This window comes from Peribacillus loiseleuriae, from assembly GCF_001183985.1.
In the GTDB taxonomy this organism is placed as follows: Bacteria; Bacillota; Bacilli; order Bacillales; family DSM-1321; genus Peribacillus; species Peribacillus loiseleuriae.
Genome location: NZ_LFZW01000001.1, coordinates 187590 through 213104 on the forward strand (window position 1 = coordinate 187590; position 25515 = coordinate 213104).

Annotated in this window: 21 protein-coding genes and 1 riboswitch; of the genes, 19 read left to right on the plus strand and 2 right to left on the minus strand. The window is 38.5% G+C overall.

Annotation, left to right across the window (positions count from 1 at the left end; all coding sequences use genetic code 11):
• Positions 1 to 16 precede the first annotated feature (16 nt).
• The 14 genes from AC625_RS01005 (at position 17) to hflX (ending at position 15936) form a co-directional block, all read left to right on the plus strand.
• On the plus strand, positions 17 to 841 hold the full coding sequence (locus tag AC625_RS01005) for a carbohydrate ABC transporter permease (protein ID WP_156187381.1): 825 nt from the start codon (positions 17 to 19) through the stop codon (positions 839 to 841).
• Between the two features lie 120 nt (positions 842 to 961).
• A complete protein-coding gene (locus AC625_RS01010) occupies positions 962 to 2305 on the plus strand; it encodes an ABC transporter substrate-binding protein (RefSeq protein WP_049679604.1) in 1344 nt (447 codons plus the stop codon).
• Positions 2306 to 2439: 134 nt separating this feature from the next.
• Positions 2440 to 3843: an MBL fold metallo-hydrolase gene (locus AC625_RS01015; RefSeq protein ID WP_245644887.1), complete on the plus strand. Its 1404-nt coding sequence runs from the start codon at positions 2440 to 2442 to the stop codon at positions 3841 to 3843.
• Between the two features lie 137 nt (positions 3844 to 3980).
• A complete protein-coding gene (locus tag AC625_RS01020) occupies positions 3981 to 5606 on the plus strand; it encodes a bifunctional metallophosphatase/5'-nucleotidase (RefSeq protein ID WP_049679606.1) in 1626 nt (541 codons plus the stop codon).
• Positions 5607 to 5730: 124 nt separating this feature from the next.
• Positions 5731 to 5840: riboswitch (TPP riboswitch) on the plus strand.
• A gap of 140 nt (positions 5841 to 5980) precedes the next feature.
• Positions 5981 to 6973 carry an ABC transporter substrate-binding protein gene (locus AC625_RS01025; RefSeq protein WP_049679607.1) on the plus strand — a complete coding sequence of 331 codons (993 nt, stop codon included), beginning with the start codon at positions 5981 to 5983 and terminating at the stop codon, positions 6971 to 6973.
• A 13-nt stretch (positions 6974 to 6986) separates the two neighbouring features.
• On the plus strand, positions 6987 to 7280 hold the full coding sequence (locus AC625_RS01030; RefSeq protein WP_049679608.1) for a thiamine-binding protein: 294 nt from the start codon (positions 6987 to 6989) through the stop codon (positions 7278 to 7280).
• Complete coding sequence (locus AC625_RS01035) at positions 7277 to 8047, plus strand: ABC transporter permease (protein WP_049683521.1); 771 nt, start codon at positions 7277 to 7279, stop codon at positions 8045 to 8047. The genes AC625_RS01030 and AC625_RS01035 overlap by 4 nt, the downstream gene beginning before the upstream one ends.
• On the plus strand, positions 8040 to 8777 hold the full coding sequence (locus AC625_RS01040) for an ABC transporter ATP-binding protein (protein ID WP_156187382.1): 738 nt from the start codon (positions 8040 to 8042) through the stop codon (positions 8775 to 8777). The genes AC625_RS01035 and AC625_RS01040 overlap by 8 nt, the downstream gene beginning before the upstream one ends.
• Positions 8774 to 9550 (plus strand): TatD family hydrolase, encoded by a 777-nt coding sequence (locus AC625_RS01045; protein WP_049679610.1) that lies wholly within the window; start codon positions 8774 to 8776, stop codon positions 9548 to 9550. Before AC625_RS01040 ends, AC625_RS01045 begins: the two co-directional genes overlap by 4 nt.
• A gap of 211 nt (positions 9551 to 9761) precedes the next feature.
• Positions 9762 to 9962, plus strand: a complete 201-nt coding sequence (locus AC625_RS01050; RefSeq protein WP_034304915.1) for a cold-shock protein — start codon at positions 9762 to 9764, stop codon at positions 9960 to 9962.
• Positions 9963 to 10485: 523 nt separating this feature from the next.
• Positions 10486 to 10842 carry a hypothetical protein gene (locus tag AC625_RS01055; protein WP_180320047.1) on the plus strand — a complete coding sequence of 119 codons (357 nt, stop codon included), beginning with the start codon at positions 10486 to 10488 and terminating at the stop codon, positions 10840 to 10842.
• Between the two features lie 403 nt (positions 10843 to 11245).
• A complete protein-coding gene (locus AC625_RS01060) occupies positions 11246 to 12298 on the plus strand; it encodes an SEC-C metal-binding domain-containing protein (protein ID WP_049679612.1) in 1053 nt (350 codons plus the stop codon).
• 317 nt (positions 12299 to 12615) lie between these two features.
• A complete protein-coding gene (locus AC625_RS01065; RefSeq protein WP_049679613.1) occupies positions 12616 to 13716 on the plus strand; it encodes a cyclin family protein in 1101 nt (366 codons plus the stop codon).
• Positions 13717 to 14667: 951 nt separating this feature from the next.
• The gene (gene hflX, locus AC625_RS01070; protein ID WP_049679614.1) at positions 14668 to 15936 is read left to right on the plus strand and encodes a GTPase HflX; all 1269 of its coding nucleotides are present in this window, start codon (positions 14668 to 14670) and stop codon (positions 15934 to 15936) included.
• Positions 15937 to 16244: 308 nt separating this feature from the next.
• Here hflX and yhfH read toward each other — a convergent pair whose 3' ends face one another.
• Entirely contained in the window at positions 16245 to 16376 is a 132-nt protein-coding gene (gene yhfH, locus AC625_RS25275; protein WP_082190900.1) for a protein YhfH, read from the minus strand.
• A gap of 430 nt (positions 16377 to 16806) precedes the next feature.
• Here yhfH and trhO point away from each other — a divergent pair, with 430 nt between their 5' ends.
• Positions 16807 to 17775 carry an oxygen-dependent tRNA uridine(34) hydroxylase TrhO gene (gene trhO / locus AC625_RS01075; RefSeq protein WP_049679615.1) on the plus strand — a complete coding sequence of 323 codons (969 nt, stop codon included), beginning with the start codon at positions 16807 to 16809 and terminating at the stop codon, positions 17773 to 17775.
• A 108-nt stretch (positions 17776 to 17883) separates the two neighbouring features.
• Here the strand turns inward: trhO and AC625_RS01080 are convergent, their stop codons facing one another.
• Positions 17884 to 19566 (minus strand): methyl-accepting chemotaxis protein, encoded by a 1683-nt coding sequence (locus tag AC625_RS01080; protein ID WP_049679616.1) that lies wholly within the window; start codon positions 19564 to 19566, stop codon positions 17884 to 17886.
• A gap of 197 nt (positions 19567 to 19763) precedes the next feature.
• Here AC625_RS01080 and AC625_RS01085 point away from each other — a divergent pair, with 197 nt between their 5' ends.
• The 4 genes from AC625_RS01085 to AC625_RS01100 all read left to right on the plus strand — a co-directional run bounded on the left by AC625_RS01085 (position 19764) and on the right by AC625_RS01100 (position 25254).
• Complete coding sequence (locus AC625_RS01085) at positions 19764 to 21800, plus strand: Na+/H+ antiporter (protein ID WP_049679617.1); 2037 nt, start codon at positions 19764 to 19766, stop codon at positions 21798 to 21800.
• Positions 21801 to 21891: 91 nt separating this feature from the next.
• Positions 21892 to 22380 carry a GNAT family N-acetyltransferase gene (locus AC625_RS01090; protein ID WP_180320048.1) on the plus strand — a complete coding sequence of 163 codons (489 nt, stop codon included), beginning with the start codon at positions 21892 to 21894 and terminating at the stop codon, positions 22378 to 22380.
• Positions 22381 to 22589: 209 nt separating this feature from the next.
• Complete coding sequence (locus tag AC625_RS01095) at positions 22590 to 23975, plus strand: protoporphyrinogen oxidase (protein WP_049679619.1); 1386 nt, start codon at positions 22590 to 22592, stop codon at positions 23973 to 23975.
• A gap of 211 nt (positions 23976 to 24186) precedes the next feature.
• The gene (locus AC625_RS01100; RefSeq protein WP_049679620.1) at positions 24187 to 25254 is read left to right on the plus strand and encodes a nitric oxide synthase oxygenase; all 1068 of its coding nucleotides are present in this window, start codon (positions 24187 to 24189) and stop codon (positions 25252 to 25254) included.
• Positions 25255 to 25515 lie beyond the last annotated feature (261 nt).

The following is a 25515-nucleotide window of genomic DNA, read 5'->3' on the forward strand; positions in this document are numbered from 1 at the left end:
TGAAGGAGGGAGAAATTTGCAAAGAGAAGCTCTCTCAAAAGGTTTTGTATATACGTTATTAATAATTGGTGGTCTGTTAATGATTTTGCCATTCGTATGGATGATTAGTACCTCCTTAAAAGCGCCAAATGAGGTCATGATCATGCCACCGAAATGGATCCCAGATATTTTCCACTGGGACAATTATGTAACTGCTTGGACGATGGCTCCATTTGCTCGCTATACATTGAATAGCCTAGTTGTTGTAATTGCCAGCACAATTGGTGAATTAATTACGACGATATTGGCCGCTTATGCCTTTTCGCGAATTAACTTTTATGGACGAGATATTGCGTTCGCTGTATTACTTGGAACAATGATGGTTCCAGGTGAAGTATTGTTAATTCCTAATTTCGTCACACTAGCCAATTTAGGGTGGATTGACCAATACGAGGCGCTCATTATCCCTTGGTTAGCAAGTATTTTCAGTATTTTTCTATTACGACAATTTTTCCTTTCGATTCCAAAGGAGTTATCATTTGCTGCAAAGATTGACGGATGTAGTGATTTTCGGTTTTTATGGTCTATCATGGTACCACTTGCAAAGCCGGCTTTAATCACGATTGCTCTATTAAAAGCAATCGGTAGCTGGAATGCGTTTTTATGGCCACTAATCGTAACAAGTTCTGAGAATATGCGTACTCTTCCAGTAGGATTAACGTCTTTCAGTACAGACGCAGGTACGATGTATGAGCTATTAATGGCTGCTTCTACAATGATTATCTTACCAATGATTATTTTATATATCATTCTACAAAAGTACATCATTGAAGGAGTAGCGAGAGCGGGTATTAAAGGGTAAAGAATGTTTGAAAAGTCATGAAACGGATCATGTGAATGACTTTAAGGAGGTGGTGTTCCACCACGTTGAATTCCAGCAACATGCAAGATAATAATTAAACGTTAACGGAGGGTTTATTAGGTGAAAAGATTCCTTTTACTAGCTATAACAGCCATTTTGACATTTGCTTTAGCCGCTTGTTCAAATGGTTCAACTGCAAAAACGAATTCATCAAATAGCGAAAAATCAGATTCAAAAAATGGACAAACGAGTGGGATCACGACAACGATTGATAAACCAGTTACGATTGAATTTTGGCATGCAATGACCGGACATTTAGGTGAAACACTACAAAAAATGACAGATGAATTTAACAATTCACAAGAAAATATTACAGTTAAACTTGTGAGCCAAGGGAACTATGGCGATCTATCTAAGAAAGTAATGGCTTCTGCAAAAGCGCGTACTTTACCTGTCATGTCACAGGCCTATGAAGATTGGATGACACAATATATCCAAAATGACCTCATTACAGATTTAACACCTTATGTGCAAGATGAGAAATATGGGTGGACGGACGAGGAGTACAACGACATTGTAAAGGTTTTCCGTGATGCGAATACTTGGGATGGAAAATTATATGGAGTACCGTTCAATAAAAGTACAGAGATTCTTTACTATAATACAGATATGTTTAAAGAAAATAATTTAGAAGCTCCAACGACTTGGGAAGAGCTACGTAATGCTGCGCAAAAGTTAACGAATAAAGATAAAAAAGTTGTAGGGCTAGGGCTTGAGAATTCAATTGGCACTTCATTCCCTACATGGGTGAGACAAGCTGGTGGAACGTTCCTTGATGAAGGAAGTAACAAAATTATGTTTGATTCACCAGAAGGAAAAGAAGCACTTGAATTCTTAAATGGCATGATGGTAGATGGAATTGCACGATTAGCTGGAGAAGATGAATACATGTCTAACCCATTTGGTCGTGGAGACACAGGTATCTATATCGGATCGTCGGCAGGTATCCCATTTGTGTCACAAGCAGCAGAAGGTAATATTAACTGGTCTGCGGCTCCACTGCCAAAAGGTAAAGTGGGAGCAACTTCTTTCCAAGGCACCAACATAACAGTATTTTCTTCTGCAACAGATGAAGAAAAACTAGCAGCATGGGAATATTTGAAATTTATGACAAGCAAAGAGCAAACGGTATTCTGGGCGAAAGAAACGGGATACATTCCTGTTCGTACATCTGCACTAGAAGATCCAACTTGGAAGCAATATATCGAGGAAAACCCAGTGTACGGTGTGGGACAACTACAATTTGAATCTGGCTTCTACGATCCACGTCCAGTCGGGGCTTTTGATATGAAGAATGTTGTATCAAAAGAAGTTCAATCCGTTCTTCTTGGACAAAAAAAAGTTGATCAAGGTTTAGCAGATGCAGCAAAAGGTGCACAAGACGCACTAGATAAAGCGAAGTAATGAAGAAAGAAGCAGAAAAGGATATTCTTATTTACTAATAAAACAAAGAGGTTGTCTTTGGGGTCATAGCCCTAAGCTTTTAGGCAGCCTCTTATCAAATGAATTTGATAATTTGAATGGATGGGGTGATTTGGGTGGCAACACTCGAACGGACAAATATTCGTTTTTTTGGTGGGTTACGAACAATTGGTGGAACAATCGTGACAGTGGAATATAAAGATTCTAGAGTTGTGTTTGACTTTGGATTAAAATACGATCCTGCCAATAACTTTTTTGACGGAAAGCTTCAATTGCGCACAACTTCCATTGTTCAAGATTATTTACGTTTAGGCATGATTCCAAAGATAGATGGTCTATATTCCGAAAAGGACTTAGCGGGAAATGAAGGCGTTATTCCTGCAGAATTAGACAAACGGCAAACAGCTGTGATTATTTCCCATATCCATCTTGATCATATTGGTGCCATGGGAACGATTGCTCCTGAAATACCTGTATATCTTACAAGCGATTCACTAAAGCTCTATCATGCTCTTGACACGATCGGAGAAGGTGTGCCAGGGAACAGAGATTATCAGAACTGTGATTATGACCAATCTTTCAGTGTTGGCGAAATAATAGTTACTCCAATCCAAGTAGATCACGACATATTAGGAGCCTGTGCATTCCATATTGAAACGCCAGAGGGGTCTATATTCTACACGGGTGATCTTCGATTACATGGTAACTATCCAGAACGAATCGAGCAAATGATTCAAAAAGCAAAAGAATGTGGTTTTGATGTTCTTATTATGGAAGGAACGACTTTAAATAGTGTAGAAGTACAGCGAGATTCGATGGTTTCAACGAATAAAATTTTTGAAGACCTTTTAACGGAGGCTCAATTGCCGAGAAAAATGGTAGAAGCTTTAGAAGAAGCAAAAGGGGTTGGCTGTTTCAATATTTATAATCGAAACCTTGATCGAATAGAAGGTATTTTAACAGCAGGAAAAAGTAGTAAACGAATCGTAGTATTTGAACCGGAACTGGCATATCTTGCATCCTTGTTCATGCCTGAAAGTGAATTCGCTGTTTATTTATCTTCCCAAACGAAAGAAGAGATGAAGAACGATTCATTATTAGAATGGAAGAAAGCTGTACTCGAGCGATATGAAACATTGGATGCTGTCCAAATCAATGAAGACCCTTCGCGTTATTTTGTACAAAATAGTTATGAACAGACAATGGAGATGTTTGATTTACACGTAGAAAATGGCGTTTATATTCATTCAAACGGCGTACCGTTGGGGGATTTCGATCCATCTTATCAAAACTTGAAAAACTTCTTAAAAAGAATCGGTATCAATCACGTACTTGTTGGAACATCAGGCCACGCGATTCCGAATCATTTACAATATATTGTAGACGAACTCGATCCGGATTTCTTAATTCCACTTCATAGTTTTCATCCGGAACGATTAATTCCTAGGCGCGGTAAGCAAGTATTACCTGAGTATGGTGTGACGTATGTGTTGAAGAACCACGAGTTAACAAAACAGTAAGAGTGAGCATTGGCACTAGAAATATCATATCTCATAAACTTGTTGGATTTACGATCTTATAAATGATTATATTCGAGATAAATAGAAATTCATATTCTGGTTCTGATTAAAGAGCTAAAAAACAATGGAGGTGATACATGGTGGATAACGACGAAACAATTAAGTTAACCATTCTTTATACAAGTGATATTCACGGAAGCATCTATCCAATTAACTATGCAAATAACGAGACGGTCGAATGGGGATTAAGTAAGATAGCCACGAAGGTTAAGATGGAAAGGGCCGAAGATCCCGATTTACTATTGATTGATAATGGTGATCTGATTCAAGGCTCGCCCTTAACCTATCATTATGGACAATTTTTACAGGATAAAGAACATCCGATGGTACGCCTTTTAAATCATTTATCATATGATGCGGCCATCATTGGCAATCACGAGTTTAATTATGGTCTTGATCTGCTAAATCAAGCTGTAAATGAATCTAATTTTCCATGGTTATCTGCAAATACGATCGATTCAATCTCAGGTAAGCCATATTTCGGTAGACCGTACATTATCAAAGAAATAAAATCTGTGAAAGTTGCCATATTAGGTATTACGACACATTACATCCCGAATTGGGAAAAGCCTGAAAATATTCAGGGGATTGAATTTAAAAACACGTTGCAAGAAACGAAGAAATGGGCTTCATATTTGAAAGAAAAAGAGAAACCAGATGTATTAATTGTTTCGTATCATGGTGGTTTTGAAAGGGATTTAGAAACAGGTGAACCAACTGAAGTCCTTACAGGAGAGAATCAAGGGTTTGCGATTTGTCAGGAAGTTGAAGGAATTGATGTGTTATTAACAGGTCATCAGCACCGTGAGCTTACAGGCAAGATTAATGGGGTGGAAGTCATTCAGCCATCCTTCAAAGGGCAGGCATTGGGGAAAATAACCGTAAGCTTGAATAAGCAAAAAGAGATTCTTGAAAAAAACTCCGAATTGTTATGGATGGATGAAGTTGAAGTGGATACAGAGATCCTCAAACTTACTTTAAAGTACGAAGATGAAACGCAAAAATGGCTAGATACACCCATTGGATTCATTGAAGGAGATATGCGGATAACCGACCCGCTACGAATCCGAACGCAAGATCATCCACTTATTGAGTTTATTAACAAAGTGCAAATGGATGTAGCTGGTGTAGAAATTTCTAATACAGCATTATTTGATAATACCTCACTCGGCTTTGGCAACCAAGTAACGATGCGTGATATAGTTTCAAACTATATCTATCCTAATACATTAACCGTTTTGCGCTTATCCGGACATGATATCAAAGCGGCGCTTGAGCAAAGTGCTAGCTACTTTACTATTGATCAAGCGGGAGAGCTTGCGATAAACCCCTCATTCATTCAGCCGAAGCCGCAACACTATAATTATGATATGTGGGAAGGCATTGAGTACATTTTGGATATTACAAAACCAATTGGATTGCGTGTAACAAAATTATATTTTAAAGGCAAGCCCTTAAACCTCGATTCAATGTTCGATGTTGTGATGAATAATTATCGTGCTTGTGGTGGTGGGGATTATATGATGTTTAAAGATAAACTAGTTGTGAAGGATATTCCAATGGATATGACGGAGCTAATTGCGAATTATATACGTAAGAGAAAAACGATCCAAGCGACAGCGAACCACAATTGGAATGTTATTTGGAAAAAAGATCTAGTTACCCTTGGGAATTCGTATGGCATATCTAAGCAAGAGGAATGACAAAAAATCAATCTACTGGAACTTTTTGCCCAATCTAATTGTAATTTCATAAACATATCTCTTGAAAATTAACAAGACCTATGGCAAAGTTAATAGATAATAAGGCACTAAACGAATTGAATAACGAAACATGTAGGGGGACCAGTGTTGCTGGTTGAGACCGTATCCAATAGATACATACCCTTGGAACCTGATCTGGTTAAAACCAGCGTAGGGAACATATTTAAACAGGACTCAATTGTTACGATATGCACCCTAGGTATAAACCTACGGTGCTTTTTTACGTAGCGCTGTTCCTATTAAACGTTTACATATCTTCCTCCTTGTTTCTTCGTTTGCTGCTTTGTAAAGACATGTTAAAAGGAGGAATTATGATGAAGAAATGGCTTGTATTGCTATGCACGGTACTGATTCTCGCTGCTTGTGGGAATAGTAAGGACGATGGTTCGAAGGGAAATAATCAAGAGAAGCTAAAGAAAGTCACCATGGTTTTAGATTGGACGCCGAATACGAATCATACTGGTTTGTATGTTGCAAAAGAAAATGGGTATTTTGAAGAAAAGGGATTAGATGTTGAGATTATAATGCCAGGTGAAGCGGGAGCTAACCAGCTTGTCGCGGCAGGAAAAGCAGAGTTCGGAATTGGCTACCAGGAATCTTTGACAGAAGCGCGTGTACAAGGTGTGCCATTAGTTTCTATTGCCGCCATTATTCAACATAACACGTCTGGGTTTGCTTCTCCAGCTGATAAGAAAATTACTTCTCCGAAAGATTACGAAGGCAAGACTTATGGTGGCTGGGGTGCACCTGTCGAGAAGGCTGTCCTTTCTTCTCTGATGAAGCAGGAAAATGGAGATGTGGAAAAAGTCGGTATTGTGAATATGGGAGATACGGATTTTTTCACAGCGGTTAAACGAGATGTTGATTTTGCTTGGATTTATTATGGATGGACAGGTGTAGAAGCTGAGCTGCGTGGCGAGAAATTGAATATGCAATATTTGACCGACTACACGGAAAAGCTAGATTACTATACGCCTGTTCTCACAACGAGTGAGAATCTGATAAAAGAAGATCCAGAGACAGTCCGTTCCTTTGTAGCCGCAGTTTCAAAAGGTTATCAATATACGATTGATCATCCGGATGAAGCGGCTAGCATCTTAATCAAAGCAGTTCCAGACTTAGATCCGGAATTGGTAAAAGCTAGTCAAAAATGGTTATCACCGAAATATCAAGATGACGCTTCAAAATGGGGTGTTCAAGATCAAAAGGTTTGGGAAAACTATGCAAGCTGGATGTTAGAGAACGGTTTGCTTGAAAGTGAATTAGACGCAAAAAAAGCATTCACCAATGAATTTTTACCGAAATAAGGAGGAGAGCAACATGAGCGACTCATTAGTAAGCATTCAAATTATCCCGAAAACAAAAAATGGGGAAGATGTGATTCCTTATGTAGATGAAGCCATAGCGATTATTCATGACTCTGGAATTAAATATGAAGTTCATCCACTTGAAACAACCATGGAAGGAAATTTGACAGAAATCTTTTCAATTATCGAAAAAATGAATCAACGGATGATTGAGATTGGCAGTAGAAATGTGATTTCTCAAGTGAAAATTCTTTATCAACCGAGCGGCGCATCTATGGCTAAATTGACAGAGAAATATCGCCCATGAAGATTTGGTATAAAGGATGGAGACCAGCTCTGGTCCTCATCCTTTTATTCATCATATGGGAAGTGTCCTGTCGATTGTTCGAAATACCAAAATGGCTTCTACCTTCCCCGACGCAGATTTTGTTAGAAGGAGCAGCTGGATGGCCGAATTACTACCGCCATCTAACATCGACAATTGGATTAGCAATCATCGGCTTTTTAATTGGCTCAAGCGTAGGTATCGCAGTGGCTATTGGTCTTCACCTTATTCCGAAGCTTAGAGAAGCACTTTATCCGATTATCATTCTCTCGCAAAATATTCCAATCATTGTGTTGGCGCCACTTCTTGTTATTTGGTTCGGGTTCGGAATATTACCTAAGCTCATTGTCATTACACTTGTTTGTTTTTTTCCAATCACAGTAGCTGCTTTGGATGGATTTAGACAAACGAGTTCAGAGCTTATGCACTATATGAAAATGGCTGGGGCTTTGAAGAAACAAATTTTTTGGAAATTGGAGTGGCCTTATGCGCTACCATCCATTTTCTCAGGCTTGAAGATCTCCGCTACGTATAGCGTGATGGGGGCTGTTATTTCTGAATGGCTTGGGGCAAAAGAAGGAATTGGCGTCTATATGACATTAGCTTCTTCTTCCTTTCGAACGGACCGTGTCTTTGTCGCCATCTTTTTGATTATGGTTCTGAGTCTGGTATTCTTTGCCTTGATTGTTTCGCTAGAACGGATGATTGTGAAGTGGAAGCCGAAAGGAGATGGAAAAGGGCGTGACTAAACTTTTAATTGAGAACCTATCGAAATCATTTGGTGAAAGTCAAGTGCTGAATCAGTTATCTCTTCATGTAAAAGAAGCAGAGTTCGTGTCGATATTAGGACCTTCTGGGAGTGGGAAAAGCACTTTATTCCAACTAATCGGCGGATTGTATTCACCGGATTCTGGAGAAATCAGACTTGATGGTAAACGAATTAACGGCAAAACTGGTTCGATTAGCTATACACCTCAAAGCCCATCTCTGTTGCCTTGGCGAACAGTTCTCGGCAATATCTTGCTTGGTGGAGAACTTGTTGGGGAGACAGATGAAGCAGCTGCTTTAGATATGATTAATAAAGCGGGTCTGAAAGGATACGAGAACGCTTATCCATATGAACTGTCGGGAGGGATGAAGCAGAGAGTGGCGTTTATTCGCAGTCTGCTAAGTCCGCAATCGCTGATTTGTTTAGATGAACCTTTTTCAGCGCTCGATGAATTCACGCGTCTTGAAATGCAAAACTGGCTCTTATCTGTTTGGGAAGAGGATAAACGTGCCATTTTACTCGTAACCCATAATATTGAAGAAGCTCTTTACTTATCTGATCGCATTATTGTGTTATCAGAGAAGCCTACCCAAGTGAAAAAAGAGTTTATTGTTCCGTTTCCGAGACCGAGACAAGCAGCGCTTTTACTAAGTGAGGAATTTTTACATTGGAAAAAGAAGATTTACAATGAATTGCGGGTGATTATGTGAAACATTCTATAATTGACTCTCATATTCATTTTGACCAATATTCAGAGAGTACCCGGTCTACCATTTTAAAAGAATTGCCAGAATATAAGGTGGAGGCACTTATTTCCGTGTCAACGAATCTAGTCTCTGCTCAAAAAAACCTAGCTTTAGCAGAGGTGGATGAACGAATAAAGCCTGCTTTCGGTTTTCATCCAGAACAAGAGCTACCAAGTGATTGGGAAGTGAATCAATTATGTTCATTCTTAAATGAACACAAAAATCAAATGGTTGCTATTGGTGAAGTAGGCTTACCCTACTATTTGCTGCGCGAACATCCCGAAATAAAGGTTGAGCCGTATCTTGAAATGCTTGAAATTTTTGTAAAACAAGCTTCGGAGCTGAATAAGCCAATTAGTCTTCATGCTGTATACGACGACGCTCCTGTGGTCTGTGACCTTTTAGAAAAATACTCGGTGACAAAGGCACATTTCCACTGGTTCAAAGGTGATGAAAGAACGGTTCAACGTATGATTCAGAATGGGTATTATATTTCAATTACTCCGGACTGCTTGTATGAAACAGAGATTCAGCAATTGATAAAAGCCTATCCGTTAGCCAATATGATGGTAGAAACGGACGGACCATGGCCATTCGGAGGACCATTCCAAGATACTGTGACTCATCCTAAAATGATTCATGACAGTGTACAACAAATAGCAGAAATAAAGAGGGTTCAGGTAGAGAAAGTATACGTGGAGTTGTATAAAAATACGAAAAAATTTTATGGATTGTAAATCATATTTGAATAGCTTACCAAAGGACGGTGTCCTATCAAAAATATTTCCGTTAATAATTTGCAATCGTTGCCAAATCCTGTTATTATTAAGAGGAATTATTTTTGTTCGGTACTGTAGGAATCTAAAAGTGAGAACTTTTTGACTCGATTGTCACTCAGAGCAAGGATAGTAATATAATGTGTGATGAACGCACTAGGAGGCAACAACAATGGAACAAGGTAAAGTAAAATGGTTTAACGCAGAAAAAGGTTTTGGATTCATCGAACGCGAAAACGGAGACGATGTATTCGTACATTTCTCAGCTATTCAAAGCGAAGGTTTCAAATCTCTTGACGAAGGTCAAGAAGTGACTTTTGAAGTTGAACAAGGTCAACGTGGACCACAAGCTTCTAACGTACAAAAAGCTTAATTGATACATGCAAAAGACAGACTCTATATTAGAGTCTGTCTTTTTTAACGTTTGAATTAGAGTTCATTTGTTATGTAAACAAAATAATTAAAAAAATCCCACTCAATGAACAAGTGGGATAACAGTAGTAACAAGTAAAGTAAATTGCATAAAAGGTTTTTCTAAGTATAACATAGTCATTTTGGAAAAACCTAGTTTAACTATTTTTCAATATAACAAATTGTGACTTACAGCCACAACTAGTGGCAATAAGCAAAAAGGTAACTGGGGATGAGGTTGCACATATTATAAAAAAACCTCTAAGAGCATCTGATTCTAACTAAAACTTTGAAAAAGGTTCAGGTTCTCAAATTGCATCACCTTATGAAAGTGGAGCTGTGGAGCTGATTTTGCGAAGCCCCGCCATTTTTCCATAGAAAAGTATTTGGATTCCACGAATTAAATAGTAATAGTTACGATTTACAAATTTAAAAAGATGGGTTATGATTGAGAAAAATGGGCTTATGAAAACTCGAGGTAGCTAATGATGAATGATATTCTAATGGAATTTTTACTGCGAGATATTGTTTCGAATTTATCGGATGAAAAGCGTGAGATTTATCAATATATAGTAAATGAAGAAGACCAATTGGCTCAGCAAGCGGATACCGCCGATCATCTTCTGCAGTTGTTTGTGAAGCATGCGCCACATCTGACTGCGGCCAAACACTTTCATTTGGAATATGGTGAAATGATTAAGTTTATGCATGACATTGAAGGGGAAATAAATGAGAAGTTGGAAGAAAGATGTGCGAAAGTCAAATGGATTGATATGACAGATAAAATTAAACACCCCAACTCCTCAAAAAATCCTGTGTTTACATATTTGTTAATCACTTGACATTGATTAAGATAAAGGCTATTTCAAGGGGGTTTTCCTTTTGGGAATAGCCCTTTTTGCATGAAGGACATGGGGACGGGGCTTCGCGATTTACTAATATAGACCATCTATTTTGCAAATATACGTATTTTATTAAGAAAGTACTTCAAAATCCGGCTCCGCATCGCCACCATTGTGATAGGTGAGTGTAGCATGCTACAGGATTAATCTTTCATGGTAAATGGTGGCGCTTTGTATGGTCCCTATTTTTTTCACAACTATCCTTCATGCTATGTTCTCACCCTAACAAAAATACGAATACCTCGAGACTAAGGTATATCAATCTTCCTATGAGTACCATTAGGTAATTTCATTAATTTTTGATACAATGGTAAATAGCGATTTGTTTTTTGGAGGTATATATATGGGAAAATTAAATAGAAATGCACCGTGTGAATGTGGTAGCGGGAAAAAGTACAAGAAATGTTGTGGTAGAAAAGTCGACGAAAGCCCAACAGCCGTTCATTATGAAGAAGCATCACTCATGCAGAAGGCTTTATTGGATTTTACAGAAAAGAATTATAAAGCTGAAATCAATCAACTTTTGCTTGATTATCCACTTCCGGCTACTGTGGGTGAAGAAGTACAAGAAATTTATCAATTCAATGTGAATATATGGGGTACTTTCACGCAGCCGTTTGTAAATGGTGATACAATCTTTGATACATTTATGAAGCAAGAAGGGTCGAATATTGTAAGAGAAAAAACGAGAGAGATCGTAGAGTCATGGAAAGGTACGGCACCGGTATTGTTTTCAATTAAGGAATTAATTAGTGAAACAATTACTCTAGAAGATATCGTGACTAAACAAACTACGACGCTTCCATTTACGCCATATGCAAACCAAGAATTAGGAATTGGGGAAATCATTCTTGGGTATTTGGTTGATATGGGAACAAGAAGTGATTTCTTTGGTCAGTTTATTAGTTTTGAGCCGAGGCATACAGACAACATTTTAAGAACGATAAACGAACAAGTAGAGGCGTACAAGCATACTGGCGGAAAAGCAGAAGAGTTCATGGTTCGGGAATTCTTGCAAATTTTCCATAGTCTTGCGGCTATTACAGAAGGTATCGAATTACCAAAAACTGAAACAAATGAGCTAGTATGGTACAATGAGAAAGAAAGAGAAACAGCTGAAATGGTGAAACAAGGAATGCATGAAGAGGGTTATCCGGATGCATTAATAGAACGTGTTCAAGTGTTATGGAACACCTATTGTATGGAACATTCTCCATCTATTCGAAAACCAGAAGCCTTTGCTGCAGCGCTGGAGTATACAGTGAAACAGCTTTCTAAAGGGGAGTTCAGTCCTTCTCAGACTAAGCTTGCTAAGAAATATGGGGTAGGCGCTTCCACTTTATCGAATCGTTATAAAGAAATTGAAGCAGCGGTCGGAGAAAAAATAGAAATATAAACAAATAGGCTACCATATTGGTAGCCTATTTGTTTAACAGCATCTAGCGAAAATAGGCCCTTGAGGCTTAAATGTTATCCGGGCTCTAAAAGGACGGGCTTTAGGGGGGCTTGAAGAACCTAAGCTTGTCGGACATTTGTACAGGAGCAATTGCTGACTTCAACGTTTGACGCAGTGTGTGGCGAACATAGTCGGTCTTTCCAGGCTCAAGGAGTTTATGTTTTCAAGGTGCTCCTTTAACTAATAAGGGTATGTTAAAATCCCTAGTTTTTGTAACTAAGGACCGATGATGGTTTTTATAAAAGGAGGAAAGTTTTTTGAGTGAAATATATCAAGATAATCCCTGTCCGTGTGGAAGTGAGAATCGATATAAAAGTTGTTGCGGAAAGAATGTAATAGAGTTTCCAACGATATCGATTAGTGAAGAAGCAGCAATATTTCAAAATGAGTTATTAAAATATGCTCTTGAAAGATATGAGACTGTGATTCTAGATCTTGCTTTTCAGTATCCGTTATTCGACTTTACGGATGTTGAAGAGGACCCAATTCTTGTAGAAACACATGACACCTATATGCAATACATGCGCACATGGGCAGTGTTTAACCTGCCGATTGCTAAAGGACAGACGATTTTTGAAGAATTTTATCGAAAGAAATCCTCTAAAATAGTAAGGAAGAAAATGAAAAATCTGATTCAATCATGGCGTGGATCGACACCAAAACTATATCTGTTAAAGACAATCTATTCGGATAGGGTCGTGATAGAAGACATACTTGGTAGGACTGAGTATGAACTGCAGCTTGAGTATGAAAAAGAAATGGTGGAGGAAAACAGTTTACTACTTGGAATGCTGTTGGATATGGGTTCTGGAATGGACTTCTTAGGAGACCCCATAAGATTCCCCGCCGCTGGGACGGTAAAGTTAGTGAAAGAATTTCAGGATGAATTGGAAGAGCATCTTGAAGATGGCGGAGGGTATGACGATTTTTACCAAATTGATTTTCCATACATCCTTGAAAGGCTACTCCTGAGGATGGTGGGGGATATTGAACTGCCAGATATAACGCAATTTGAATGGAGCTCAGAAAAAGAGCTACAAGTTGCGATTCTGATTCAAGAATATATGAGAAAAGACGATTGCTCCATAGATATGATCATGACCGCTATTGTAATTTGGAAGTCGTATTGTGAGAAAGAGTCACCTTCTATACGTAAACCGGAGGTGTACGCCGCATCAATTGACTACTTGGTACAATCAGCTTTACTGGATATGTCAGCGCCGTCACAAAAGGAAATCGCTGATAAGTATGAAATTAGTGCAGCTACCGTTTCCAAACTATACAAAGAAATTGGAGATACCCTCTATGAAGAATTGGAAGGTCTCGTGATGACCGAAGAAATGGATTATGAATATTAATGGAAAATAAGGATATCTCTCAAATGGCATGACTACACACTCTATACACCGTCTATTGTGTTAATTATAGGTTAAACGCTATATAGCAGATTTTAGTCTGATTCCTTCGTTAGTTGTCTAGATGTTTTGTAAGATACAGCTTCGCGACTATGGAGAAAATGACGATTGATTGAAAGTAGAAATTAAGAGAAAGTATTAGGGTCCGTAAATCGGTATGATGAGTTCTTTGATTGCATGGGCTGGATTTAGATTCAGTTGTATAGTGGAATCTTAATTAGTTAAAAGATGATGAATTGTTTTATATCCCTTTTATCAAGAAACTTTTTTGAATTGTGTTCAGTTACTTTGATGATATTGTCTAAGTAAAGAAGGAAGCGTGTGACCTGTTATAAAAAACAAATTGCCAAGCAAGCATTCATATGGTAAAATTTCCATAACTTAAATGAAACGGAGGGGTTTACGGTGAAGTTTGTCAGACTACGTTCAACACTTTGTGCCGCTAACTGAATAGTGCTCAAAAAGCTCTGTCTGTGTGCAGGGTGAACGGGATAAGTCTGCCTAATTACCAAAACCCTATAATGAAAACATGAGGGAAGGGCGAATGAACGCTCTCTTTTTTTGTCTATACTAAAAAGAGTGCTATATCCTTTGCGTCACTTTTTTCGTTTACTCAAACACAGGCGACGGGTCTGTGTTTTTTAGCATATTCAATCTGCGGTGTAGCAAGGATACTTACAAAACAAATATGGCGTTAAAAAGCTACCATTTACCATGAAGGATAAATTATATAGCACGCTACACTCACCTAATCACAATGGTGGCGGTGCGGAGCGGGATTTTGAGGTACTTTCTTAACAAAGTAAGTATATATGCAAAGTAGATTGTCTATATAAGTAAGTCGCGAAGCCCCGTCCCATGTCCTTCATACAAAACTTAAGGGGGAATATGCTAATGGAAGAATTACAACAAAAAGCGGTATTAGTTGGAGTGAATATTAATAACCATCGGGACTTTGCTTACTCTATGGAAGAGCTCGCAAATTTAGCGGAAGCATGCGGTGTAGAGGTCGTTGGCGAGATGACTCAAAATTTACAAAGAGTGAATTCATCTCATTATATTGGTAGTGGTAAGGTAGATGAAGTAAAAACTCTTGTAGAATATAGTGAGGGTAATCTGGTTATTTTTAATGATGAACTATCTCCATCACAAATTCGTAACTTAGAACGGGATTTGGACTGTAAGGTGATTGATCGTACGATATTAATCCTTGATATCTTTGCAGATCGGGCGAAGACGAGAGAAGCGCAGCTACAAGTAGAAGTGGCGGAATTACAATATATGTTGCCACGCTTGATCGGTCTTAGAGAATCACTTGGACGTCAAAGTGGTGGTGTTGGAACAAAGAACAGAGGGGTTGGGGAGAAAAAGCTCGAGCTGGACCGCCGAAGAATCGAAGAGAAGATTAATGTATTGAATAAAGAACTAGAAACGCTCGTTGCTCACAGGAAAACACAGCGAAAGCAGAGAAAGAAGAATGCAATCCCTGTTGTTTCACTTGTTGGGTATACAAATGCTGGGAAGTCAACGATCATGAATGCTCTTGTTGAGAAGTTTCATACATCTACGGAGAAGCAGGTTTTTGAAAAGGATATGCTATTTGCGACATTAGAGACATCTGTCCGAAACATTCCGCTTCCAGACAATAAAGAATTTCTGTTAACAGATACAGTTGGATTTGTTTCAAAGCTGCCACATCATCTTGTAAAAGCATTTCGATCAACGCTTGAAGAAGTGGCAGAAGCTGATTTACTTATTCATGTTGTTGATTTTTCTAATGCGAATTATGAGCAGCTTATTGAAATTACACATGAAACACTTAAAGCAATCGGAATTGAAAATATCCCAACCGTTTATGCTTATAATAAGGCGGATTTAACGGAAATGGAGATTCCACAAGTTCGTGCTGATTCTGTGTATTTGTCAGCAAAACAGAGAATTGGTGTGGATGAATTGATTGAAAAGATTCGTGAAAACATCTTCACAGATTATGTTCGTTGTGAACTGCTCATCCCATATGATCAAGGTCAGATCATCTCTTATTTTAATGAACATGCGCAAATCCTTGAAACGGAATATGAAGAAGAAGGCACGAAAATCAAAGTAGAGTGTAAGCAAAGTGATTGCGAAAAATATCGGACGTTCGTGGTGAATGAATCGTGAAAGCGAGCGAGTAGGTAAGCAGGATTATTTATTTTAACCATGTGGAACATGTAAGACTGGAGGGATTTCTGTGAATGCGGGAATCCCTTTTTCTTTTTCATGCAGGATGAATCATAGAAAAGCGGTAAGTGAGATAGGGAGTACGTTTATTGCAAACCAATAGCATCATAATGCCACATCATAGGTTCCATCCGATCCATATTAAAGCGGCGTTGATAGACAAGCCAAAAATCAACAGCGTTATATAACACAGTCATTCAATTAAATAAAACGGGTTAGCTCCAATGCTAACCCGTTTTATTTTGAATTCATTTTTTTGATGAGCATTCTGTACACTTAACCGCGTAGGATTCTGCTTGTTCATCAATATGATGACCGCAGTCCGGACATTGTTTAGGTGGTAAGTTTCTGAAGAATTCCATCGGTTTTTTTGTTTGCATGTGTAGTTCCTCCTTTTTTATAGTACAGATCCAATTTATTGTTTGTTGTTATAATACAGTATATACCCATTCGTTAAAAATGTATAGATAATTAACTGAAAAATAAAATAATTTTTCGTAATCCAATACTCTTGAGTTTTTTTGCCACACTCGTTTAAAAATTATGGGAGAAATGGATATTCCATTTGGCAAATATCCTATCTTCGTGTTATTAAAAGTGTGAAGATCGTGGAGATTGAATATATCGAATAATAAAGAGAAAAGGAGAATAAGTAGATTTGGTTAATGGTAGGGGACAACTGGGGTGATTTCCAATCATTTTTTGACGATTATGCAGTTTTATTGGTATAATATTTAGCTGTAAGAGTAAAGTGTCTAAAAGGATCACCTTTTATATCTTGCAAATATAATTGGATAGGTGGTAATAAGAATGTTAGAAAGTAAACCGTACAGAGTATTGCTGTACTATTATTATGTCACGATTGAGAACCCAGAGGAATTTGCAGCTGCACATCTTGCTTGGTGTAAAGAACAAGAGCTAAAGGGGCGCATTTTAGTTGCAAATGAAGGGATTAACGGGACTGTATCAGGTACCATTGAACAAACTGATGCGTACATCAACATGATGAAAAGCGATCCTCGATTTGAAGGAATCGTATTTAAAATAGATGAAGCTGACGGACACGCATTTAAGAAAATGCATGTCAGACCACGAAATGAGTTAGTCACGCTTCGTTTGGAAGATGATATTAATCCACTCGAGGTTACTGGCCGTTACTTAAGTCCAACGGAATTTTTAGAAGGACTTCAAGATGAAAATACCATTGTTCTAGATGCAAGAAATGATTATGAATACGAGTTAGGACATTTCAGAAATGCCATTAAACCAGATATTCAATCTTTCCGTGAGCTACCACAATGGGTACGCGATAACAAAGAAATGTTAGAAGGTAAAAAGGTATTAACCTATTGTACAGGCGGTATTCGCTGTGAGAAATTCTCTGGCTGGCTTGTAAGAGAAGGGTTTGAAGATGTAGGTCAGCTTCATGGCGGGATTGCCACATACGGAAAAGACCCTGAAGTACAAGGCGAGCTTTGGGATGGACAAATGTATGTATTCGATGAGCGAATTTCTGTTCCGATCAATCAAAAGGAACATGTCATTGTCGGCCGCGATTATTTCACTGATGAGCCTTGTGAACGTTATATTAATTGTGCAAATCCTGAGTGTAATAAACAAATCCTTGCATCAGAGGAAAATGAACACAAATATATGCGCAGCTGTACACATGAGTGCCGCGTACATCCACGTAACCTTTACGTAAAGCAACACAATCTAACAGATGAAGAATGGGCTGAAAGAGCAAGCCAGCTTACTGAACCAATTGCTACGAAATAATGAATGTAATGAAAAACACCTCACTTCCGAAAGGAAATGAGGTGTTTTTTGAATAAGCTACAACAGTAAATAATCATGTAGGTAGGCCACGCCGACTTTACTATCTTCCTAAGCTCGAATACCCTTTGTCTGTTCGCCTAGCTTGCTAGATAAATCATTGAGCACTTTCCCGATTTCATACGTTCCTTTATATTGTTCTAGTTGTTCTTGAAAGCTGGATAGCATTTGTTCAGCGCTAGCACTTGTCTGCTGTGATAGTGCTACGTATCTTTCGGAAGATTGTTCAACTTCTGGTAGGGAATTTTGCAAGTTTTTTAAGATCGATTCAATGAACCGAAGCTTAACGTTGACCTCATCAACATGTGAACTCCATAAATCAATCGAGTCTTTACTCTTTGATGCTACTTGGACATTTTTGTTGACAATATGATAAATATCCTCAAACTCACGATGTGTCTGGTTGGTTATCCCCTCCATTTGCCCCATCGTTGTAGCGATTTCTTCAGCTGCTTTGGAAGATTCATTAGCGAGCTTTCTGACTTCTGTTGCAACAACGGAGAATCCCTTACCGGCTTCACCTGCTCTTGCGGCCTCGATCGTTGCGTTCAGAGCCAGCAATTTCGTCTGTTCAGCAACGGACTGAATCAATGAGACGATGGAAGTGACGGAGACTGAATGAGTTTTCAATGTATCCATCGTTTGTGTGATGTGTTTAAATTCTTTTTGAAATAAACCTAGTTCATTTACTAGCTGATCCATATGGTTTTTCCCGCTAAGAGAAGAAGCCTCCATCGTTTTCGAGATGTCAAAAATATGTTGCATTTCCTGAAAGGTCTGGTAAATATCTGCCTTCATTCTTTCAAAAGCAACCATGGATACTTCAGAGCTAACGGCTGTTTCATCTGCGGCTTTTTTGACCGTTTCTACTTCATTTATCAATTCCTGATTTCGGACTAAAACAACATTTGAGGAAGTTTGCAGCTTGGCTCCGGTTGTATGTAATTGATTAGTGGTTGAGCCTATGTTTTGTAGCATGCTTTTCACTGTGAGTAATAATGATTCGAAGCTTTTAACAAGAGATGTTACTTCTGCTGAGCTCCTTGGGATATCTTTAAGCGATATATCAAAATTACCTTCACGGGCTTCTTTCATGAGCCCACGTAGTTTTTCTAAAGGCCTTGTCAATTGATTAACGAGTACGATGACAAGAAGAGCTGTAATAATTACACAAGCAATCGTGACTGTGAGAATTGAAAATGCCATTTCATGTATTTTAGTCAAATAGACTTGTTGTGGTAGAGCGATGACAAAGGCGCCTTTGACTTCTTGAATTTGTTGAAAAGCAAATGTATAGGTAACACCGTTAATTTTTTTATGTAAAATGCCTTTTCCCTTTTTAGTGATTTCTGTTTGCAGAGACTCAGGGATTGTTATTGTCGTTCTCTGGCTTACAGAGAAAGGGATGGCTTCTTTTCCTTTAATGAGGAAGTAGTCACTATGGAGGCCATCTTGACTCATATCCGCGTTTTGGCTTTTAATGACGCCCTCTATTTTTTTGTTGAAATTCTTTTCATCTCCTACATGAAGATACATGAGGTTTTGCGACATTTGATAAAAAAGCATAACTTCTCTTTTTAAACGTTGTTCGACAGCGGTCATCGTAGCATCTTTTGATTTTGCATAAGACATATAACTAATAATACCGGACGTGAAAATTAAGATAAATATTATAAATAGTAAGAGTTTGGTCTTTAAGGACCAGTTTGCATAAAAATTAAATAATTTTCCCATCATCCACCTCTTCTTTCTGGGTCTAATTATCCATGAATGATGTTAAAAGTTTGTGAAGGTTATGTAAATTTTTTGTGTAGAAATGTTTGATTGCAGTTCGGAAAATGAAGCAAATAAGTATTTCTGATAAATAGAAAAGACGTTATTATGGTAAATTAAAGATAGAAAACATATAGAAAAGGTGGTTTAAAGGATAGATGGAAATATTTCTAATCGTTTTACTTCTGTTGTTCATCATTGGCCTATCCAGTATGATTAATCACTTTATACCATTCATTCCGGTACCGCTTATTCAAATCGCTTTGGGCGGGATAATGGCAATTTTGCCTATGGGCCTTCAAGTGCCAATGGAGCCTGAGTTGTTTTTTGTATTATTCATTGCACCGTTGTTATTCAATGATGGAAAAAATGTTCCGCGTAAGGCGCTATGGAAACTTAGAGTACCAATTTTATTATTAGCATTAGGACTAGTTTTTGTAACCGTTCTTGTAATCGGATATTTAATTCATTGGTTGATTCCGTCTATTCCTTTACCAGCTGCTTTTGCGCTTGCAGCCATCCTTTCGCCGACCGATGTAGTGGCCGTCGGTGCCATGGCTAGCCGTGTTAAGCTACCGAAAAACATAATGCATACCCTTGAAGGAGAAGGATTAATGAATGATGCATCAGGTCTTGTAGCATTTAAGTTTGCTGTGGCGGCTACGGTAACGGGCTACTTTTCCTTAGCGGAAGCATCATTAAGCTTCATCATTATTGCTTTAGGGGGCCTTATCGGGGGTGCAATCATTGCCTTTGCTATTATCAGGCTGAGGGTCATAATCCGCCGACTGGGCATGGAAGATGTGACGATCCATATGCTCATTCAGATTTTGACCCCATTTGTGATTTATTTAAGCGTCGAACATTTTCACCTTTCAGGAATCTTGGGTGTTGTAGCTGGTGGAATCGTCCATGCAATTGAAAGGGATCGTGAGCAGTCGCCGACGATAAAGCTGCAAATCGTTTCGAATAGTACCTGGTCTGTAATTTTATTTATTTTGAATGGTCTTGTTTTTGTCTTGCTTGGTTTGCAAGTGCCAGGTGTAGCGAACTCTATTTTCGAAAACGCTGCTTTTAATAATATGGATGTGATCGGTTATATCATCGTAATCAGTGCGTCTCTATTCGTTCTCCGTTTCGTTTGGATATTGGCAGCATGGTGGACTGGCTGGAAGGTGAAGCAGGGAATAGTAAAGCCACCATTAAAAGCCATTGGGATTATGACTATTTCAGGTGTCCGAGGTGCTGTTACATTAGCGGGGGCCTTTACTATCCCATTTGCACTAGATGATGGCAGTCCGTTTCCAGAACGTTCATTAATCATTTTTATTGCGGCCGGAGTCATTTTGATGACACTTTTGGTTACAAGTATTTTCTTGCCGGTTATTGCCCGATCAAAAGAAGAACAGACGGGTGAGAATAAAGCTGAAAAAGAAAAACGTGCCTTGATTCAATCGCATTCGGCGGCAATCAAAGCTGTGGAATCTTCCATTACAAATGAAAACCGCGAAGCTGCAATAAGAATTATCTCTAAATATAATGTAAGGATTAATCAAGCGCATGCAGCCGGGGGTCAAAAGAATCAATTGGAAATCAGAGAGAAAGAAAATAAGATTCGACTGATAGGACTTGAGGCAGAGGAACGAGAAATCATGAAATTTGTAAAAGCGGAACAAGTTGAACATGAAGTAGCAAACTTGTGCTTAGAGCATATTCGCAGAATGAAAATGGCGGTAACCAATCGAAAGAAATATCGTAGGCTGATATCCTTCCTTGTGTTTAAAAAGCTGTTAGTAATGAGTAGTAGTCTATTTTTATCTAAAAAAAGAGAATTAATCGAGCAACGTAAAGAGGGTCTCCATAAAATCATCGCAATGAAGGTGAAGACAGCTAAGGCAGCGATCAGAGAGATTAAGGAGCAAACAAATCCAGATGATAAGGGGATTTCTTTAATAGTGATCGCGGAATATAGTTCTCTAATTTCAAGGTTAAAAAGGGAGACTAAAGCAAGTAAGGGGCACGAACAAGTAAACTTCGAGCGTGATTTACAATACACAGCCATTCAAGCTGAACGTGATGAAGTGCAGGACATGTTTGAAGAAGGAACAATCAGTTTCGAATTAGCGCAAAAAATACGTCAACACATTAATATTAGAGAAGCAAATACAGTAGATGAAAGCAGTTACGGTTCTTGATGTAATGAAGGAATGGATTTGGGGCGGTATACAACATGATTGTTTTTCATATAGGCAAAAGTTTAGACAGATAAAGGGGGAGAATAAACAAATGCTTGAAAATCAGGGTGTATCATTAGAATTATATGACCCTAGATATAAAGCGGAATTAGCCAAGTTTTGTTTAACTGAGGAACAGAAAAGATATACAGCCATACCTATTGAGGCATTGAAGAAGTGCGTAGAAGATCCAGATAGAAGACCAATTGTGGTCTTTTCGGGAGGGGTGCCAATTGGCTTTTTCATTCTACATATAGGAGAAGGTATTCAAGAGTTTACTGAAAATCCATTAGCTATTTTACTACGAGTTTTTTGTGTAAATCACAGTCATCAAGGCAGCAGGATTGCAGCAAGGGCAATGACTGCTTTACCTTTTTTTGTCCAACAACACTTCCCTGGTAAGGAAGAAATCATTCTCGCAGTTAATAAGGACAATGAGCCAGCAAAAGGTTTGTATGTAAAATCTGGATTCCACGATACAGGTGCCGAGAAATCTGGACGAAGCGGTTCAATGCATATATATAGCTATGGATTGTCGTAATATTCATCCCGGTCTTACAGGCTGGAATTCCCTTCTCAATTTTTGTGAGGGAATCAAGAAAAAATAGGTGGCGATGAAAAAACACCGATGGAAGTTACCCTTTATTTGTGGCTATTGTGAGGATTATCATGTCTAGAAATACTAACTAAGGAACCCTTATGGTACACTTTAGGTAACTTAAATTGGATCGTAATTGAGGTGTACATTCATTGAAAACAGTCGTTGTGATAGGCGGAGGCATTACGGGTGTATCTGCTCTTTATGAATTGCAAAAGTGGAAAAAGAAGACGGGCTCAAACATTAGACTTGTATTGACAGAAGCAACAGAGGAGCTTGGAGGAAAAATTCGTTCGGTGCATGATGGTGATTTCATAATGGAATCAGGTGCGGATTCTATTGTGGCACGAAAAGGATATATTGGACCGTTAATTGAGGAGTTAGAGCTGCAAAGTGAAGTGGTGTACAATGCGACTGGTCGCTCCTTTATTCATAGTGATGGAGAATTAAAGCTCATTCCAAAAGAAGCTGTATTTGGCATACCAACTAGCATCGAATCATTGGCGAAAACTACATTAGTTTCTGCGGAAGGTAAAGTTGCCGCTTTGAAGGATTTCTACACAAAAAATGAAACGTTCACTGCAGATGATTCCATCGGTGAATTTCTAGAGCACTTTCTTGGACAAGAATTAGTGGAAAAACAAATTGCTCCCGTGCTATCTGGTGTATACTCAGGCAAGCTTGCTGACTTGACTATTGCTTCTACACTACCGTATTTATTGGATTACAAGAATAAATACGGCAGCATCATACGAGGACTTTCAGAAAATGAAAAAGCTTTCCAAGGTAATGGAGATAAGAAATTTCTTTCTTTTAAAGGCGGTCTTTCTACATTGCTTAATCGCATGGAAGAACGGATGGAAGATGTTGAAATACGTAAAGGAACAGCGGTAGAAGTTGTTACTAAAAAAGGGGATACTTACATCGTTACTTTTGTGAACGGTGAAAGCATCATCGCAGATTATATCATTTTAAGCATCCCCCACAATGCTGCACAAAGGGTATTGAAGGATTCTGCAATCCAAAGGGAATTTGACCAATTGAAGAACAGTTCCATTATTAGTGTTTATGTAGGATTCAATTTGGCGGACAGCGAGCTTCCAAAGGATGGAACGGGCTTTATTACTGCAGGAACTAGTGAATTAACTTGTAATGCTTGTACATGGACAAGTAGAAAATGGGGGCATACATCCAAGAAGAATCATTTGCTAATCCGGCTTTTCTATAAAAGCACAAACCCTGCTTTTGCGTCATTACAAACTGCTACTGAAGAAGAACTACTTAAGGTTGCATTAAAAGATATTAAAATAAGTCTTGGCATTACAGGTATTCCTGTCACGAGTGAAGTGACTAATTGGAGTGGTATGATGCCTAACTATCATATCCATCATCGAAAAGTTGTACAGCGGTTGGAAGAGAAGCTCGAGAAAGACTTTCCAGGTATTCGTCTAGCTGGCTGTTCCTATTACGGAGTAGGCATTCCTGATTGTATCGGAAATGGTCAAGCTACGGCTAAATGGGTAACGGAGCAATTATGAATAGGGGTCTGGCTCGTTGCATGTGAGTCAGCCCCTTTTTATTGTTGGATACCGTTAGCTAGTTCCCCCAAACAATTTGTGGAAACTGTGTTAATTTTTTAGATTGTCTGGTTTTTATCATCATCTTACTTAGAGAGAAGAGAATGATTGTGGTACATTACTTGTAAAAGATAATAATGTCGAAGAATGGCATAGGAGGCATCATATATCTATGGGACATCGACTAAAAGAAGCAGAACATTTTATTCGTGCTTGTTATAGGGAGCTGAATAAAGGGGAAGAAGAAATTCATAAACGTTTAGAAGAAGTGACCAATCATCTTCAGCAACTAGACAAGTATGAACATACGCTTGAAGAGCTTGAACATGGGGCTAAAATGGCGTGGCGAAACAGCAATAAGTGTATTGGGCGGCTGTTTTGGGAAACGATGCAGGTGATTGATAAGCGTGATTTACAATCCATAGAAGAAATAAAAGAAGCGTTACTCGAACATATATCAATTGCAACAAACGGTGGCAAAATAAGACCGTCTATTACTGTTTTTCATCCTGATCGTGTTCGGATATGGAATCATCAGCTTATTCGATATGCAGGCTATGAAACTGAGAATGGGGTTATCGGCGATCCGGATTCCTTGAGATTCACACAAGTTTGTGAAGAATTAGGATGGAGGGGCAGAACTGGTCGGTTTGATCTCTTACCTCTCGTCATTCAAGTAGATGGTAGAGAGCCTCAGTGGTTTGAAATCCCTTCTAATCTTGTAAAAGAAGTCCCGTTGCGTCATCCTGAGTATGAATGGTTTATTGATCTAGAGCTCAAATGGTATGCAGTTCCCATTATTTCAAACATGAGTCTTGAAATCGGCGGAATCACCTATCACGCTGCCCCGTTTAACGGCTGGTATATGGGCACAGAAATCGGGGCAAGAAATTTAGCGGACGAAGAACGCTATAATATGCTTCCAACTATAGCGGAACATATGGGGCTCGATATCCACAAAAATTCATCGCTTTGGAAGGACCGGGCTCTTATTGAGCTCAACCAGGCTGTTCTTTATTCTTTTAAAGAGGATGGGGTAAGTATTGTCGATCACCATACAGCTGCCCAGCAATTTAAGATGTTTGAGAAAAAAGAAAAGGCGGCTAGCCGTCCTGTGACTGGTAATTGGACGTGGCTTATTCCGCCAGTTTCTCCAGCAGCGACTCATATATTCCATAAGCCTTATAAAAATCAAATCATTAAACCAAATTACTTTTATCAAAAACTTCCCTATAAGTGATACATTCCTAATCTCCGTGGTTTTGCTCACGGGGATTTTTGCTGCTTTTACTAAGGGCAGTAATAGAATAGGCTCTTCATTATAATAAAGTGTACCGGCAAAATACTACAATATGAGTGTAGTATTTTGATGGAATTTATTTCTTGGGGAATATTTGTGTCGAATGAAGTACCATTAGTTCTTACAAAAAAAGAAGTTGAAGATTATTATGATTCCTGTATAATAATTGAGGTTGTTAGTAAACTTAGAGTTTACATATAG